This window comes from Mesorhizobium sp. M8A.F.Ca.ET.202.01.1.1 (genome assembly GCF_004791595.1).
In the GTDB taxonomy this organism is placed as follows: Bacteria; Pseudomonadota; Alphaproteobacteria; order Rhizobiales; family Rhizobiaceae; genus Mesorhizobium.
On sequence record NZ_SRUN01000019.1, the window covers coordinates 1 to 16051 of the forward strand.

Annotated in this window: 18 protein-coding genes and 1 pseudogene; 6 read left to right on the forward strand and 13 right to left on the reverse strand. The window is 61.0% G+C overall.

The features are described 5' to 3' along the window. Window positions 1-260: 260 nt before the first annotated feature. From EN845_RS30415 to EN845_RS30430, 4 genes are all read right to left on the reverse strand, one after another. The gene (locus EN845_RS30415) at window positions 261-944 is read right to left on the reverse strand and encodes a lytic transglycosylase domain-containing protein (RefSeq protein WP_024505647.1); all 684 of its coding nucleotides are present in this window, start codon (window positions 942-944) and stop codon (window positions 261-263) included. Further along, window positions 932-1480 (reverse strand): S26 family signal peptidase, encoded by a 549-nt coding sequence (locus tag EN845_RS30420; protein WP_024505646.1) that lies wholly within the window; start codon window positions 1478-1480, stop codon window positions 932-934. Before EN845_RS30420 ends, EN845_RS30415 begins: the two co-directional genes overlap by 13 nt. After that, a complete protein-coding gene (locus tag EN845_RS30425) occupies window positions 1477-1746 on the reverse strand; it encodes a helix-turn-helix domain-containing protein (RefSeq protein ID WP_024505645.1) in 270 nt (89 codons plus the stop codon). Before EN845_RS30425 ends, EN845_RS30420 begins: the two co-directional genes overlap by 4 nt. 181 nt (window positions 1747-1927) lie before the next feature. Next, window positions 1928-2251 (reverse strand): DUF736 domain-containing protein, encoded by a 324-nt coding sequence (locus tag EN845_RS30430; protein WP_024505644.1) that lies wholly within the window; start codon window positions 2249-2251, stop codon window positions 1928-1930. A gap of 1010 nt (window positions 2252-3261) precedes the next feature. Between EN845_RS30430 and EN845_RS30435 the strand changes: the two genes are divergently transcribed. The 3 genes and pseudogenes from EN845_RS30435 to groL all read left to right on the forward strand — a co-directional run bounded on the left by EN845_RS30435 (window position 3262) and on the right by groL (window position 5686). Beyond that, entirely contained in the window at window positions 3262-3609 is a 348-nt protein-coding gene (locus EN845_RS30435; protein ID WP_063169239.1) for a hypothetical protein, read from the forward strand. 62 nt (window positions 3610-3671) lie between these two features. Next, a pseudogene (gene groES / locus EN845_RS30440) lies at window positions 3672-3965 on the forward strand (co-chaperone GroES); the annotation flags it as partial. 65 nt (window positions 3966-4030) lie between these two features. Next, window positions 4031-5686 (forward strand): chaperonin GroEL, encoded by a 1656-nt coding sequence (groL, locus tag EN845_RS30445; RefSeq protein WP_126057772.1) that lies wholly within the window; start codon window positions 4031-4033, stop codon window positions 5684-5686. A 157-nt stretch (window positions 5687-5843) separates the two neighbouring features. On the opposite strand, the gene EN845_RS30450 is transcribed toward groL, so the two are convergent. After that, window positions 5844-6845 (reverse strand): zincin-like metallopeptidase domain-containing protein, encoded by a 1002-nt coding sequence (locus EN845_RS30450; protein WP_127309909.1) that lies wholly within the window; start codon window positions 6843-6845, stop codon window positions 5844-5846. A gap of 611 nt (window positions 6846-7456) precedes the next feature. On the opposite strand from EN845_RS30450, the gene EN845_RS36245 reads away from it, so the two are divergent. Further along, on the forward strand, window positions 7457-8026 hold the full coding sequence (locus EN845_RS36245; RefSeq protein ID WP_245454735.1) for a hypothetical protein: 570 nt from the start codon (window positions 7457-7459) through the stop codon (window positions 8024-8026). Window positions 8027-8032: 6 nt separating this feature from the next. Here the strand turns inward: EN845_RS36245 and EN845_RS30460 are convergent, their stop codons facing one another. Then, a complete protein-coding gene (locus tag EN845_RS30460) occupies window positions 8033-9232 on the reverse strand; it encodes a cation:dicarboxylase symporter family transporter (protein ID WP_306462679.1) in 1200 nt (399 codons plus the stop codon). Window positions 9233-9939: 707 nt separating this feature from the next. On the opposite strand from EN845_RS30460, the gene EN845_RS30465 reads away from it, so the two are divergent. Then, window positions 9940-10329: a hypothetical protein gene (locus tag EN845_RS30465; RefSeq protein ID WP_024505560.1), complete on the forward strand. Its 390-nt coding sequence runs from the start codon at window positions 9940-9942 to the stop codon at window positions 10327-10329. 189 nt (window positions 10330-10518) lie between these two features. On the opposite strand, the gene EN845_RS30470 is transcribed toward EN845_RS30465, so the two are convergent. The 3 genes from EN845_RS30470 to EN845_RS30475 all read right to left on the reverse strand — a co-directional run bounded on the left by EN845_RS30470 (window position 10519) and on the right by EN845_RS30475 (window position 11536). After that, window positions 10519-10764, reverse strand: coding sequence for a hypothetical protein (locus tag EN845_RS30470; RefSeq protein WP_063169243.1), 246 nt, complete (start codon window positions 10762-10764; stop codon window positions 10519-10521). 174 nt (window positions 10765-10938) lie between these two features. Then, window positions 10939-11073, reverse strand: a complete 135-nt coding sequence (locus tag EN845_RS36680; protein WP_256754986.1) for a hypothetical protein — start codon at window positions 11071-11073, stop codon at window positions 10939-10941. Further along, complete coding sequence (locus tag EN845_RS30475) at window positions 11066-11536, reverse strand: hypothetical protein (RefSeq protein WP_245454734.1); 471 nt, start codon at window positions 11534-11536, stop codon at window positions 11066-11068. The genes EN845_RS36680 and EN845_RS30475 overlap by 8 nt, the downstream gene beginning before the upstream one ends. Before the next feature lie 599 nt (window positions 11537-12135). On the opposite strand from EN845_RS30475, the gene EN845_RS36250 reads away from it, so the two are divergent. Continuing rightward, the gene (locus EN845_RS36250) at window positions 12136-12384 is read left to right on the forward strand and encodes a DUF6074 family protein (RefSeq protein ID WP_063169245.1); all 249 of its coding nucleotides are present in this window, start codon (window positions 12136-12138) and stop codon (window positions 12382-12384) included. A 366-nt stretch (window positions 12385-12750) separates the two neighbouring features. On the opposite strand, the gene EN845_RS30485 is transcribed toward EN845_RS36250, so the two are convergent. The 4 genes from EN845_RS30485 to panB all read right to left on the reverse strand — a co-directional run bounded on the left by EN845_RS30485 (window position 12751) and on the right by panB (window position 16035). Further along, window positions 12751-13383, reverse strand: a complete 633-nt coding sequence (locus EN845_RS30485; RefSeq protein WP_126057769.1) for an acyl-homoserine-lactone synthase — start codon at window positions 13381-13383, stop codon at window positions 12751-12753. A gap of 92 nt (window positions 13384-13475) precedes the next feature. After that, window positions 13476-14195, reverse strand: a complete 720-nt coding sequence (locus EN845_RS30490) for a LuxR family transcriptional regulator (protein ID WP_126057768.1) — start codon at window positions 14193-14195, stop codon at window positions 13476-13478. A 98-nt stretch (window positions 14196-14293) separates the two neighbouring features. Then, window positions 14294-15202 carry a pantoate--beta-alanine ligase gene (gene panC / locus EN845_RS30495; protein WP_024505565.1) on the reverse strand — a complete coding sequence of 303 codons (909 nt, stop codon included), beginning with the start codon at window positions 15200-15202 and terminating at the stop codon, window positions 14294-14296. After that, window positions 15199-16035, reverse strand: coding sequence for a 3-methyl-2-oxobutanoate hydroxymethyltransferase (gene panB / locus EN845_RS30500; protein ID WP_126063927.1), 837 nt, complete (start codon window positions 16033-16035; stop codon window positions 15199-15201). Before panB ends, panC begins: the two co-directional genes overlap by 4 nt. Between the last annotated feature and the right edge of the window lie 16 nt (window positions 16036-16051).

The following is a 16051-nucleotide window of genomic DNA, read 5'->3' on the forward strand; positions in this document are numbered from 1 at the left end:
CCTGGCCGGCATAGCGTTTGCCGGCCTTCGAGCCGCGCGACCCGATTTTGCCGAGCTTCGGCCTGAACTCGTCATCCTTAATGCGAGCCTCCCAGACATATCAAGCAAAATCAGACACTTACACGTCAAACCCTCTTGGCACCGGCGGCAGCCTCCCGGAAAAACGATGTGCAGACAAAGATTTAACCGCCTCCTGGAGGCGGTACCTTTATCTTGCCTTCCGCGCCCAGCCCCGCCAGACGCGCCCCCGTCCGCCATGGCTAACGCACCGGCTCCTTCGGCTGCGCGCCGTCCTTGCCGAGCGGCACGAAGAGATCGCCGTTTCGCACGCCTGAGTGAACACCGTCATGAATGAAGAACAGCGACCGTCCGAGAGGAGCGATTTGCGCCTTTGGAGCGACAGATTGGCTTTCGAACGCCTCGATGTCGGCCGCCGAAACTCCGGCCGCCTTGAGTTGGTCGAGGTACTCGACGGTCTCTTCTGGCAGCGGTTTGCCACGCTTCAAATGCTCGTCGTAGCGCTCGGGACCGGCATTGTAGGCGCCAAACAGGCCAGGAAATCCGAAGCGGTCATACATGGCACTGAGATAGGCCGTGCCGGCCAGGATATTGTCGCGCGGATCGTGGGGGTTAGGCCCAAGGCCGTGTTCGACCCGCATCTCTTCATAGGTGCCGGGCATCACCTGCATGAGGCCCATGGCGCCAGCGGGGGAGGTGATGGGGCGGCCGCCGCGCATTGTCTTGCCGCCGCTTTCGGCAGCCATGACGGCATAGATCCAGGCTTGGGGAATATGGAAGCGCCGGCTTGCTTCCGATACCAACGTCTGCCACTTTCGCAGCTGCGGACTTTGGGAGATGGCGACCGGCTCAGCGCCGGTCGAGGCGGAACAGGCGCATGGCGCAATGGCGATCATGCCCAACAAGAGGAGGGTCACTCGGTCCATAGTGGTACGAGCCTCCCGATGACATTTTGAGTGGGAACAGGCCCGAAATAGCGGCTGTCGAAGGAGCGGTTTTTGTCGCTGCCGAGCAGGAAAACCTCGTTATCCCCGAGCGCTCGGCAGCCGTTCCACCATGGCAAAGGTCGGCCTTCGGCGTCGATTTTGAGCCGGCGCGCGACGATGTCGCCGCCGATGATGATGGCGTCATTGAAGGCGCAGACATTATCGTCCGGCAGCGCTGCAAGACGTTTTGCCAGCGGCACATTGCGAGGCAGATAGCTGCGCTCGGCGGCGAGATACGCCGCGTATTCAGGCGGGCGCACGAGCACGAGATCGCCACGCGCCAGCGCTCCCGCAGCGATGCGGTAAAGGCCGATCGGCGCGCTGGCCGAGGCGTTCCAGACCAGCCAAGGGGCGGGCTTTCCCAGCGCCGTGAAGCCCAAAAGACCGAGACCGGCCGCGGCCAAGGCGACCGTCTTACGGGCTCGAACACGCCTCAGGCGGCTGCCGATCAGATGGATGGAAGGGCGCCGCCTCATGAACGGCCTCCCGTGCCGCCCTGGCCGGAACCGGCCTTGCCATCGCCGGCGATGGAGTGCTGCGGGTGTCCTTTCGACCAATGGTCGAGTTCGTCGATGTGATAGCGGACATAGCGGCCGTGCTTGCGGAATTTCGGGCCGCCGCCCTTGAGCCGCATCTTTTCGAGCGTGCGCTGGGAGAGCCCGATATAGAAGGCGGCTTGGGCTGTGCTGAGAAACGGGCTGCCCTTTTTCGCGCGGGCCGCGCGTTCGTTTTCGTCGTCCATGATGATCCTCGTTTCGCTTCGGACAAGCGAGGGCGAGGATGGGCGAGGGAGATCGTCTCGGGGACGGGCGAAGAGTCGGGGGAGAGTTTTCGCCGCCCTTTAGGGCGGACGGGGTTTGGGTGGAACTCCTGGGAATGAGCCCCGCGCCGGGGCTGCGGCGCGAGGCTCTTATCTCGGCCGGTCAGTCGGCCGGGTTCCAGATGATGGCGTAGGTGTCGTGATCGTCCTGGCCGGCGGCTCGGCCGAGATTGGCGTAGAGCTTGCGCGGTCCGAACTCCGGCGCTGCAATCGACAGGCTCACATAATCCTTGCCGGAAGTCTCGCCGGTGCGGATCCAGCCAGCGCCGACTTCGACCCCTTGCGTAAGCACCCGGAAGTCGGGATGGTTATCGGCGCTCTTGGCCTGGTTGGGGACGATATCGATGTCGGCGCGGACGCTGAGCGTCTTGAACTGGCCCTTGTAGGCGCCGTTTTCCTGCTTGTTGACGTAACCGATCGCGGTCATTTCGAAGTCTCCTTTTGTGGTTTCGCCGGGGACCATCCCCTGCGATGGCGCACCGTAATGGGCGCGTCAGGACCGCCTGAATCCGACAGGGCCGCAGCGACAGTGAAGGACCCGAGCGGGCAGCTTTTTTGTGAGCGAAGCGGCGCGAGGAAGCCGCCGCAGGCGGCGGGGAAAAAAGCTGATGGCGCGAGGGTTTCGGGCGGCCGGACCCGCCCATAGGTCGACAAGCCAGCCGCAGGGATGGTCCTTGGAGAGAGCATGGAGACCGCTCGCCAAGTGCGGTCTGTCAGCCAAGCAGGACGCCGGGATGAAACGGCCTGCAAAGATGCTGCGCCCTTATGCCGGATCGAGATCGTGCCAGCGGGTCGGGCGCCAGAGCAGACATCCGGCATGGTGCGATCTATGAAAGCAGGGCTCGCCAGCGGGAATTTGATACGCGAGGGGGCCAAAGTAAGGCTGGATGAGAAGCCGGTGCTACCTGCAGGTCCAGTGTCATGTGGCGGCGCTCGGGAAACCGCTACGCAATGTAACGCGCTCTTATGAGGCGAACAGACCGGCCCCAAAACCGATCGACCGGTGGTCGGCGCGAAACGCGTCATGCCTGTCCGAAAGCTGACAGTGGCAGAAGACGCATGTCGGGTTCCGCACAATTGACCATGCTGGATTTGTGAGGTTTTCAGGGAGAGCCATGCGTTCACTTCCCAGTGAGCTTTGGCACGGCATTTGCTCTTGATGTGGCAACACGGATCGAAGGTTGACTGCATGCACAAGCGCGAGATGAGCAATGCTCTCCTTTCCTGGAGGCTTGGCAGCAGATTCGATTTGACGTTGCGAGGAGCTTCAGCCGCTCGCGGCGGAAGTGATCTCAAATCTGAAGGCACCGTTGGGGCCGCAGCCATCAAACACATCTTTCTCTTTTTCGCAGCTCGTCTTCAACGCGATGCGGACTTCTTCGCGTCGACGGCGGCCGAAGGTGGAGAAGGGGCTCGACTTGCAAAAAGGAGTTGTCAATGACGTCTTACGTTCGCACCAACAGCCCGGCGCAGGTGCGCTCACTGTCCACCTTTGGCAAGCATCTGCAAAGGAGCGTGCTGACGGCGACGCTGCTTGCCGCGGCTTCGACGGGAAGTGAAGCGCAGCCCTATGTTCGTGCTGACGGCAGCACGACTGACGACTTGGAAGCGGCGCGAGCAAGTTGGCGTCATGACGCCGAATTCAATGGAAATGTGGGGCTCGCAGCCATCAACGCGGATGCCGCGTATGCGTTGGGTTCCACCGGGGAGGGGGCCAGAGCTCCTCGCCTGCCCTCGTCCGTCTTGACGAGTGCCCGCTTACAGCCTACCTCACTATCGCGTTAGCACTCGTCCATCGCGAGTGCTAACAAAAACCCCTCAACAGCGCACCAGGGAAAAATCCGAAAATGGCAAAGTCGAAGTTCCGCCCGCTGCATGACCGCGTGGTCGTTCGCCGGGTCGAATCCGAATCCAAGACCGCTGGCGGGATCATCATCCCCGACACGGCAAAGGAAAAGCCGCAGGAAGGCGAGATCATCGCTGTCGGCTTCGGCGCTCGTGACGAAGCTGGCAAGCTGGTCCCGCTGGACGTCAAGGCCGGCGACCGCATCCTGTTCAGCAAGTGGTCGGGCACGGAAGTCAAGCTCAATGGCGAAGACCTTCTGATCATGAAGGAATCCGACATCATGGGCATCATCGGCTCATATCAGGCCCTTTCGTCAACTGAATTCCCGGGCTCGATTGAAGCCCCTGCCAGGAGCTAAAAATGGCTGCCAAAGACGTAAAATTCTCCCGCGATGCCCGCGAGCGCATGCTGCGCGGTGTCAACATCCTCGCTGACGCGGTGAAGGTCACGCTCGGCCCCAAGGGCCGCAACGTGGTCATCGACAAGTCGTTCGGCGCCCCGCGCATCACCAAGGACGGCGTCACCGTCGCCAAGGAAATCGAGCTTGAGGACAAGTTCGAAAACATGGGCGCGCAGATGGTCCGCGAAGTTGCTTCGAAGACCAACGACATCGCTGGCGACGGCACCACGACCGCGACCGTTCTGGCGCAGTCGATCGTCCAGGAAGGCCACAAGGCCGTTGCCGCCGGCATGAACCCGATGGACCTGAAGCGCGGCATCGACCTCGCGGTAACCGACGTCGTTGCGACCCTGATCAAGAACGCCAAGAAGATCAAGACCTCCGAAGAGGTTGCCCAGGTCGGCACCATCGCCGGCAACGGCGATGCTTCGGTCGGCAAGATGATCGCCGAAGCGATGCAGAAGGTCGGCAACGAAGGCGTCATCACGGTTGAGGAAGCCAAGACCGCCGAGACCGAACTCGAAGTCGTCGAAGGCATGCAGTTCGACCGCGGCTACCTCTCGCCCTACTTCGTCACCAACGCCGACAAGATGGTTGCCGAGCTCGAGGACGTCTACATCCTCCTGCACGAGAAGAAGCTGTCCAACCTCCAGGCCATGCTGCCGGTTCTCGAAGCCGTCGTGCAGACCTCGAAGCCGCTGCTCATCATCTCGGAAGACGTCGAAGGCGAGGCTCTGGCCACGCTGGTCGTCAACAAGCTGCGTGGCGGCCTGAAGATCGCCGCCGTCAAGGCGCCGGGCTTCGGTGATCGCCGCAAGGCCATGCTGGAAGACATCGCCATCCTCACCGGTGGCCAGGTCATCTCGGAAGACCTCGGCATCAAGCTCGAGAACGTCGGCCTCAACATGCTCGGCCGCGCCAAGAAGGTGTCGATCTCCAAGGAGAACACCACCATCGTCGACGGCGCCGGCAAGAAGGCCGAGATCCAGGGCCGCGTTGCCCAGATCAAGCAGCAGATCGAAGAGACCACTTCGGACTACGACAAGGAGAAGCTGCAGGAACGTCTGGCGAAGCTCGCCGGCGGCGTTGCGGTGATCCGCGTCGGCGGTGCGACGGAAGTCGAAGTCAAGGAAAAGAAGGACCGCGTCGATGACGCCCTCAACGCGACCCGCGCGGCCGTCGAAGAAGGCATCGTTGCTGGTGGTGGCGTCGCGCTGCTGCGCGCTTCGGCCAACATCAAGGCCACCGGCGTCAATGCCGACCAGGCCGCCGGCATCAACATCGTGCGTCGTGCGCTGCAGGCTCCGGCCCGCCAGATCGCGGCCAACGCCGGTGCGGAAGCATCGATCGTTGCCGGCAAGATCCTTGAGAACAAGGGCGCGACCTTCGGCTACAACGCCCAGACCGGCGAGTATGGCGACATGATCGCCATGGGTATCGTCGATCCGGTCAAGGTTGTCCGTACGGCTCTTCAGGACGCGGCCTCGGTCGCCGGCCTGCTGGTCACCACCGAAGCCATGATCGCGGAGGCTCCGAAGAAGGAGTCGGCTGGCGGCGGCATGCCTGGCGGCATGGGCGGCGGCGGCATGGGCGGCATGGGCGGCATGGATTTCTAATCCAGCTCTGGCAGCTTTCGCAACGAGAGGGCGGCATCAATGCCGCCCTCTTTTTTTGCGAACCTCGGTCCGATGAACGATCGACGCCAACGCCGGCCATCGGCGTTAGGGCAACCTCAAAAGAACTGTCGAGTTGGTTGCGCGCGGCTTTGCGTCATCAGAGGCGCAAGGCGGTCGCGTGTGAGGATTGCGCGCTCCCATAGGCGGTTTCGGCATGTGCCTCGCCTTCGACATCGACATTGCGGCCAAGCAGGAAATCGGCGGCTTTCGAGGCATGGCTTGCGGCGCGGAAGATGGCGCGGTTGTCCTCGCGCAAAACCGTCAGCCATGAGCCGATGTAGTCGGCATGGCGCACGCTCGGCTCGATGCCGAGACTGCTGCAGATGAAGGCTGATGCGATTTCGGCGACCAGTTCCTCGCGCGCATAGGTGTTGGACCCGAAGGAGCCGGACAGGTCGCGCGCGAGTCGCCTCGGGTGGCCGGTCCAGTGGCCAAGCTCGTGAAAGCAGGTCCGGTAATAGTCGATCTGGTGGAAGAAAGCCGGCTGCGGCGGCACCTGTATGGTGTCGCTGCCGGGCATGTAGAAGGCGCGCTCGCCGCCGATGCGAAAATCAGCGCCGGTTGCATGAATGAGCGCCTCGGCCTGCGGGACCATCTCGCGCTCAGGCAGAGGCTCGCCGGCGGCGTAAAGATGTTCGGGCAGATTATCGCACTGCGCGACATTGAAGACGGTGAAGCGCTTCAGGAAGGGCACCGCCTGCGGTTCGTCGCCATCGGTGTCGGCGCGTTGCTTTTCGTTCTTGGGAACAAAGCGGTCAGCGTGAACGATGGTGGTGCCGTGCTCGCCCTTCCTGACATTGCCGCCAAGCGAAAGCGCCTGCCGGAAGGTGAGCCAGTTCTGGCTGGGGAAACCGCGCTCGATGACCGCGCCCCACAGGATCAGGATATTGATGCCGGAATATCGGCGCTGGGTGGCCGCATTCCGCGGCAGGCCGAGGCCTGTCCTTGCCCTGCCCCACGGCTTGACCCATGGCACGGTGCCGCGCTCCAGTTCGGCAATGATGCGGTCGGTGATTTCCTGATAAAGGCTGGCGCCGGTGCGCCCGCCACTGTCTGCGCCAGCCTGTCGGCTGCCGCAACGTTTGTTGTTTGCACGCATCGTGATGTCCTCCGCTCTACAATCGCGCGCCCTCCCCGGAAGCGGGGTGGGCGGCAAAAGCGACCGGAAAGGCCCGCCGTCGGAGGCGGACTGCATCAGCAGGACCGGAACGGAGTGGAGGACCCGAAAGCGACAAGCGAAGGGTTGCGGGACGCCGCGGCGGGCCTAGAAGGGAGTGCTGCCCACCCTGCGCCAGGGGGAAGGCCACAATAGAAAGACGCCGGCCGACAGGCCGGCGACCGTCAGCAGCCGAAGGCTGCCCCGCGCCAGGGGGCGATGCCGCAGGGCCAAGACCGCCTGAGCTTGCCGAAGAAAAGCGGGCTCGGTTCACGAGCACCCGGCCAGCGACTTCAGGCGCGGGCGCTCAGGATTGTTGTTGGCGCCCACGGCAGCTGGATGACCGCAACAAGATTACGAGGAGCGACAGCAAAGCCAGCTGCCACAAACGGCACGCTCCGGCAACAACAGCGTGGCCGGTCTACAGATGCTGCCCCGCACGAGAGCCAGCACGCTTTGAGCGCGCATCGGCGATGCAAGCGTTGCAAGCTGGCCATGTCCACAAGGTCGGCGACCACTATATCGCCGACCACCAACGCGGGCGTACCGTCTAAGTGCAGACCTTTCGCGAGTGCGCGGACCGCGCATTTCATCTGCGATGGCCGGATCTTGCATTCCCGCTTGAGCTGCTCAACGTCAAGGCCTACACGCGCTGCGATCTTGAGAGTGACCCTTCAACTGGGGGAAATCATAAGGGCGCGGTGGAATTCGTCGAACTTTCCCTGTTTTCTCGAGGCGAGTGCGGCGAAGGCTGGGAATTGGGAATCCGGTCCCAGGACCGGGAACTGTTTGATCACAAGCTTCAGATTGGGTTCATGCTTGAAGGCTTTTTGGTAGTTGATATCAGCCAGTCTGCAATGCGGACAGTTGTGGTAGTCATTGAATATGACCAGAACGGCATCGCCTTGCGGGTTGCCGGCGATTGGCGAAGGAGATCGTTGTCGAATGCGCCGCTCCACTTTTGCCTGTCGGTCGACCACGCCTGCCGGTGCAGGTTCGCGCTATATTGGCTCGCCAGCAAGGCGAGGAGTAAAAGAAGAGCTGCGACAGTGATGGCAGTCGGCTTAGACATGAGTCTCCAATCCATGGACGGCGTGGCAGCAACGGCCGCCTTTTTGGTGTAAAATGGGTCAGTTTTGATCGTGCCCCGCAGTTGCTACAGGCGCACAGGTGCCGGTGCGATCTGGCGGTTTCTCAAATACGGCTTTGCGCCATCGGGTCCACCCCAATAGCTGAGCGTCGTTCGCACGGGGAATTGTGTTCACCACGCCGGGCGACTTGACCGTCCACCGCCGGAGCGCTGAACGGTCCGCTAGTGAGGCGCTCCCCGAATCGTCGTTTATCCCGCTCGCCCCGGACCGGGTGACAGCCAGCGTTGCCGCTACGCTGCGGAGAAAAACCGTCAGCGCGTGGCATTCGGACATAAGCTGATCGACGCCAAGAATAAGCCCCACGGAGGTGACCGGTGCGGCCGGAACAAGAAAGAGCGTTGCAGCCATTGTGACGAGGCCTGCACCGGTAATGCGGGTTGTTCCGTTCGAAGGGAACAATGCGACAAACAGCATGAGGATCCGGCAGCCGATCGGGAGATCAGTTTTCGTCGCTTGGGCGATGAAAAGGGCGGCGAGCATCATATTCGTGCCGTCCAGATTGAATGGAATGAGACCCACGACCGAATGCGTGGCGCCGGCCCTTTCCATCTTCTCCATGAGCGAGGCCAGCGCGGCCTCTGAGGAGGACATTGCGAGCAGCAGCTCGTCCTTGATGTATCGGACGAGAGAGAAGAGCGAGCGGCCGTTGTAGCGGCAGACCGCGCCGAACAGGACCGAGAGGAACAAGACTTGCAGGATGTCGCCTTCCGCGAAGGCATTGGCAATCGTTGACGGGATGATGTTCATCAGGAAGCTGGTCACGGACTGCTCGTGAGCCGTGGCCACATAGCCCTTAACGGCTTGGACATCGAGCGAGGCCGGATCGATGTTGAGGCCGGCGCCAGGCTGAACGATATTCGCGACAATCAGCCCGACAACAAAAGCGAGCGTCGAAAAGGTGAGAAAATAGACCATCGCCTTGGCGGCAACTCGGCCGACCTTCTGCAGATCGCTCATGCCGGCAATGCCGGTCGCCATTGTCAGGAAGATGACAGGTACGGTGATTATCTTGACGACATCGACGAAGGCATCGCCGAGCGGCTTCAGGCTGTGGCCGGTCTCCAAATGGAAATAGCCGATTGCGGCACCCAGGATTATGGCGGCAAGTACCTGCACGTAGGTCCGGGCAAAATGGCGCTTGCGGGGCGCTGCGATCGCGCGGGGAACTCTTGGAACCAACACCGTCTCTCTCCTTGACCGGATCGGGGTGGGGCTCCTCCCTCTCCCATGCAGTGCTCCGGTCGAACGCTGCGCCCACTTCGGCGCAAACGATGTGCCAAATAGCAAAGAGGGGAAAACGCGCAGGACCTCACGCAATGCTTGCGATTCGCTCTCCCACACTCGTGCAGTGGTTGCCTGTCGCAACTATGGAAGGGTCGATTCTTGGGAACTCCAAAGGCCGCTCTTTGCGTCGAGCAGCTTGGCTGCCTGGAAGGTTCCCTCTTTGCCTTGCGGTCTGCGAGCTGAGTCCAGATCGTCATCATTTGGCTGCGCGCCGCACGGGGCTCGAAAGATTCAATCGAGGACGGGTCCTCTTGGAAAACGGGGGCAGCGTTGGTCAAGCCCTTCCACCCTGCTGTCCCAATGGTGTTCAGAAGCTCAGTTCACGATCAAGCGATGGATCAGCGTCATCTGGCGTTTGCGCCATCGCGGCGGCGTTGCAACGGGTCTGCCAAAGATGAGAAGGCCGCGAGGCAGGGTCCGAGACCTAGACTCCAACCTCATAGCGCGCTCGGCTCGCGTTCGGAAGGTTCGAACCGCAGCACGATCAGGTGGCGACACCGTTGGTCGGAACCGGAACCCGACGAATGATCGTTCGTGACCGACATCTGTGAACAAGCAGTATGTGTCATTGCAATCACCACCCGTTGCGCGGAAATGCCCATATGGCCGTGAATGAACTGGATTTGGTGATTTTCCAGATGGCGGTGGAAAGCGTCCGCTTGCTCTCTTCAAGCTTTGATGAGAAGGCGGCTGAGATAGCCACGAGGAGCCGTGGTAGCCTTCTTTTTGACGTGCGGGTGGACGGTGACCTGGAGGTCCAGCGAGTCGCAGCCATTGGATATCCAGGCGACAAGATCGGTGTGGTGGCATTGGACCGAGAGGGCCTTGTTAGCTGTTGTTGCCTAGTCAATGGCACCTTCTCACCTTTCATTGCACCGTTGGAGAACTGGACCAGCATGCCCCTTTCGATGCAGGCCCAGATCGATGTCACAGGCTATGCGAGGCTCCTTCTGGCCGCCTTGCGAAATGCTGGACATATGCTGGACAGGTAGCATCGCGATGATGTCTGTGATGAGATGGTGCAAACGGCTGGATGAGGCGATCGCTTGCTGGCAGCTTTGGCAACAAAGCGATCGGTGAGTTCGCAATGCTGGAACACGTCCTTTAGACTCTGCAGTTAAGTTAGCGGACTACCATCTGACGAATGCCCTCTGACAGTCTGCATGGCGCGGCATGCCCTCTTAGGAATGCAGCCGTGGTTCTACACCATCGGCTGTTTTTGTGTCGAAGGCGACGGGCACGCCATGAACGAAGGAAGCGGCCGCCAACAGTTCCTCCAACTCGCGGTCGGTGGCCTTGCATGCCGGCATTAGTGTTCGGATGGCGCGGATCGCCTGCGCCATGGAGAGAAAGCGGACCCTTCCCCTGGAAAGGACATAGGCTTCTGCGGCTTTTTCGACGGTGACGGTGTGAAACGAATTGGTCATGACGAATTCCTCCCTGAACCCTGACCAACCCGACTTATGGCACGAATTCGACCGCCTTCAAGCCTATGTCCGATTGCGGACAATAGCTGCGATTCGTTCAAAACCGCTGATGCTTTTGGGCGACCTGGTGAGGGGCAAGGAGACGTCGGCTGAACCCGTTTCAACCGACATGCTTCAGGCAGCGGCCAGGCCGAAATAACGCTGCTCCTCCTTGTCATAAGCGCCATGTGTGAGCTTTATCAATCCGGCACGGTCGATGATCGTGATCTCGCCGCGCTTGGCGTGCACCAGTCCTCGATACTCAAGCATTTGCAGGGCCGTGGTGACCCCGGGCGGTGGGCGCGAGCATGGTCGCCAGAAATTCATGCGTCGGGAGGATCTTATCTCCTTCCGCACGGTCGTGGACCATCAGCTGCCAGCGGGCCAGCCGTTCTTCGATCTTGGAGTGGCCATTGACCAGTGCCGTCCGGCATGATTGGACGAGGAACGCGTGGGCATAATCCAGCACTGAGGTGCGAAGCGACGGGCTAATCGCAGGGCGAAGGTTTTCAACCGGCAGGCGCCAGGTAGTGCTTTCCTTTCCGAGAATGACGGCAATTCCTTTCATCCCGTCATAGCCGACAATGCCGACTTCACCTTGCCGCCCGCCGGTCATGGTGGCGACCACCGACGCGATGCCCCTCTCGGGAAAATATACGTTCTTGATCGGCTGATGCGCGACCTCCAACTGGTCCTTGATGCCCGGTTCGACGTGATGCAGCGATGGTCGCAAAAGCGCGAAGTCCTGCGGGGTGAGGGCTTCAGCACCTGGTCGCGAAAGAGGGATCGGGCAAGGCTCTCTTCCAACGGGGCAAGAGCGCGTACGTCTTACTGTCGGCTGCACCGAAGTAAATGCCGGCCGATGCCAAAGCATAGGCTTCGAAACGCGCGATTGCAAAGCCCTGTCGGGGCAGTGCAGTCATGCTAGAAGTCGCGCCGCCTACGATAGGCAGCGGATGACATGATTCCCTTCTGCGGCGGCCACCAAGAACGGCTCGGGCACGCTTTAATCGTTCATACACAAGCTCGCAGGAATGTAAGCAGCGGAACAATCGGGTGATTCGTACCGCCCTGCCCTTTCAGAGATCAAGTCATTGGACGTCAATTCGGCTGGAACGCCTCGTCGAACGGCCCAGGAAAATGCAGCCGGATGAGCAATGGTGGTTCACCTTATGTGCGGTCCCGGATATGCGGTCCGGCGGCTCATCTCCCAATAGCTTGTCGATGGGGAAGTGGAACTCGTCATGTCGCCGCGAACCGTCACCGCGCTAGCGGGGCTCTTTTGAAGACGCCGGTGTTTTTCTTTGTGGAACTGAATCTGTGAGGTGATTGATGCATGAATCAAACATTTGCGTATTTCCGCTGCATCGGCGACGTATATTGGTCGAAAGTATCGCCCAGGCCCTCGAGACCAAGAACGGCGAGGCGGCGAGTGCGTTCTGGCGCTGTGCTGCCAAGAAAATGCTCATTCAATTGTCCGATGTAGGAATTGCGCCAGAGCTCGCTGCGCAGGAGGTTGGAAGCCTTCTTCATGCGGTCTTGGACGACATGGCCAACCGAACGGTAATGCACAAAGCATAGGCTCGGGCGCTGTTGGACCGCGCGTCAGCTCGGGTCCTTATCAGGGGACTGCTCCGACTGGCCGACGGTCCGGCCAAACCGGCATACCGGCAAAGGTTTGAGGTTGCGATCGCTCACGGCGGCCGGTCCAATATTCTAAGACGACCTCAGAAGCCACGTTGGCTTCTTTGGACGAAGCGGAGGGGCGCCATTTTGGCGTGCTCACGCTGGACTGCGGGTTGCGCCTACGGAAATCCAAAGTCCGGCCGCGCGAGCCAATCGACCGGAACAGTCGAAAGCTCGTGGGGGCGGGTCCGCTCACCCTCACGGCGGCGGTGGCGGCCGTGAGCAGACTTAACTCAAGTCACGGCTGAGCATCCGCAGGCGCTATGCCGATTGGATGAGAACTGGTTGCCACAACACCGGCCCGTTGAGGCGTCCCCTCCAGCGGATGCGCAAGAGACTGGCGTAGGAAATATCGAGGAAGCCGGCGACTGCCTCGGTGTTGCCGACCTGCTTGGGCTGTCCGATACGTGACAACGGCCAGGTGGCGAGACGAAGGATCCTTTCGATGCGCGTATCTGTCACCGTTACGATCCCGGAGAGATTGTTGGCCAAGCCGAATTCGATGATCCCCGCGAAGAGCTCGTAGGTTGCTTGGGCCAGGCCGCCAGCTGCCTTCGGCGCTGTCGCAGGGAGATCGAGCGCGAAACGACTACTCTCCCAGATATCGGCACTCGCAGGGACCACCATCTCATCCAGCAGCGTCGGAAACGTATCGCGCAACATTGTCGGTCCGGTGGTCGGCAAAAGGCGGACGCAGCCGCAAGTTCGCCAATCGGACCCCTTGAGAAGCAGGTAGACGGGGTTCAGGCTGTCAAACGGGTCCGTTTCCATTTCGCCTTCGGTCTGCACTTCCCAATCGAGCCGCTTCTTGAAAACCCGATACCTAAGTCCGTGCATTTCCTTGAGTTCGCTCGCAAACTCGGCGTAGCAGTCGGGTGTTATCAGCTGCATCATTGTCGTCTCCGTGCGGGATGTGTCCACGCAATCGAAGGGCAAAGCCGTCATGAATGCAGCCTGTAGACCTTTACAGCTAGACTTGGAGAGGATCAGGATCTCGCCCGAGCAGCCATCCGCACTACGGCCTGGTTGATGGTTCGCACGCCAAGCTTCGCCTTGGCGTTTTCCTGATGGAAGGTCACGGTGCGTTTCGAGACACCGAGAATCTGGCTGATATCCCAGGCCGACTTGCCGCACGCCGCCCATTTCAGGCACTCGAACTCCCGCCGGGTGAGCGTTATGCCATCTACCACGCAATCTTCGGCGAGCCTGCGCCGGGCATGGATATGAACGTTGATCGCAACCAGTTGCATTGCTTTTTCGTAGCGCGTCAGCGACCTCAGAAATGGCGGATGCGCCTCGTTGGAGGCGAAGGTCAGTGCGGCGAACCGGCCGCGATGATCATGCATCGACATGGTCAGTCCGCCGCGAATGCCGAACTCAGCTGCTTTTTCCAGGACTTCCTGCTGAGAGGTCGGCAAATAACGGTGATCGCGGTCCACACCCCAGTCGAAGGTATCCCAGCCCCGCAGTCCCCGCAGGATCACGGGATCCACGCTGTGGTAGCGCTGTTGCAGGTAATGTGATGTCCATGATGATGGATAATTCGAGATCAATCGCGGCCTGTCGCCGGAAGCGGATGGGTAGGTGAAATAAGCGAAGAGCGGAAAGTCGAACCCGGCTGCGGCGGACGCCATTGCCTCATGGAGATCGACGGCATCGACGCTTGCAGAGAGTTGCTCGACCAAGGTTTCAAATACGCGATGCATCTGCGCTTAGCGTACCTCGCGGAGGTTGCTGGAAGCCGACGGAGACGTGGTTCTAAATGATGGCCTGTCCCTGCAGGGCATACGACGCGCCGCCGTCATCACCGCAATTGCTGTGCTGCTTCCGATTGGAGAGAGCTCCGCCCACCTGACCAACTACCGATGGGTGATATTGCGACGTTATCGATGAGCCGCGTGTCGCCAAGCCAAGCCGCAGCAAGCAAGCGTGCCGGTCGGTCAAGGCTTGCTAACGATTGCAGGTCTGTTTCTCCGCGCAGCTCCAGGTATTCGAGCTCGCGATAGCCGGCAGCCAGAATTGCTGCACGCGCTTCATCAAGCGTAGGCAGGATGGGGGAGCCGCGTGCAAGCCGCTCGGCCGTATCGAGCAGGACCGATGCTAGTTTTGGGGCAATGGCGCGTTGGGCTGGGGAGAGCCGCACGTTACGCGACGATAGCGCAAGACCATCGGCTTCGCGGACTGTCGGACAGGGCACAATAGTGATCGGAATGTCGAGATCCCGGACCAAGCGCCTGACAAGCTGAAGTTGCTGAAAATCCTTTTCGCCAAAAAAGGCGAAGTCAGCGCCGGCCTGCAGGAAGAGCTTGGCCACGACCGTCGCCACGCCATTGAAATGGCCGGGCCGGAATGCGCCGCAAAGGCATTCGCTGATGCCGGACACTGAAACGGCCGTGGCGAAGCCCACCTGGTACATTTCCTCTGTGTCCGGCACATAGAGCAGATGCGTGCCCAGCAGAGCGAGCTTGGCAGCATCGTCGCTTTCCGTCCGAGGGTAGGCAATCAGGTCGGCGGGGCTGTTGAACTGCTTGGGGTTTACGAACAGCGTCACGATCACCCGCTCGGCCCTTTCGAGCGCCTTCCGCACGAGGCTCAGATGCCCGTCGTGCAAGGCTCCCATGGTCGGCACAATACCGATCGTGGCACCCGAGCGACGCCATTGCGCAACGACGCCGCGCAGCTCGCTCACGGTTCGAGCGATCGGCACGCTCATGTGAAGTCACCGGCCTTCAAGGCGTTGACATAGAGATGTTCGACCGCCGGAAAGTGCCGGTTCCGCACATCGGTGGCGTAAGCGGCGATTGCCGCCTCAGCCTGCTCACCGAGCTCGGCATAGCGTTTGACGAACTTCGGCCGAAATGAGGTGAAGAGCCCGAGCATATCGTGGCTCACCAGAATCTGGCCGTCGCAAGCTGGCGAGGCACCGATGCCGATTGTGGGTATGTCGATATCGGCGGTTATCTGCCGTGCAAGCTGCTCCGGTATCTTTTCCAGCACCAAGGAGAAGGCGCCCGCTTCGGTTACCGCCCTGGCGTCGCGCCTGATCCGCTCTGCATCGGCTCCCCGGCCCTGCACACGATAGCCTCCAAACGTGTTTACCGCCTGCGGCGTCAGGCCCACATGGGCCATGACAGGTACGCCGCGCGCGGTAAGGAAGCGGATGGTTTCCGAGATGGTCTCGCCGCCCTCGATCTTTACCGCTGAACAACCGGTCTCACCCATCACGCGCGCAGCGTTGCCGAAAGCGTGCTCTGGGCTTTCCTCGTAGGAACCGAAGGGCAGGTCGACGACCATCAGCGCGTGTTCAAGGCCGCGGCGAACGGCCTGTCCGTGCATGATCATCATGTCGAGCGTGACCCCCAGCGTCGACGACAGGCCGTGCAGCACCATGCCGACGCTGTCGCCGACAAGAACGATGTCGCAGTGGCGATCGAGCAGCCTCGCGACCGGCGTGGTGTAGGCCGTCAAGCATACAAGTGGCGTCTGGCCTTTTCGCGATCGAATATCTGGAGGAGTCATCCCTTTTATCTCACCAGCCGCGCTCAACCGAGGCCCCTTCCCT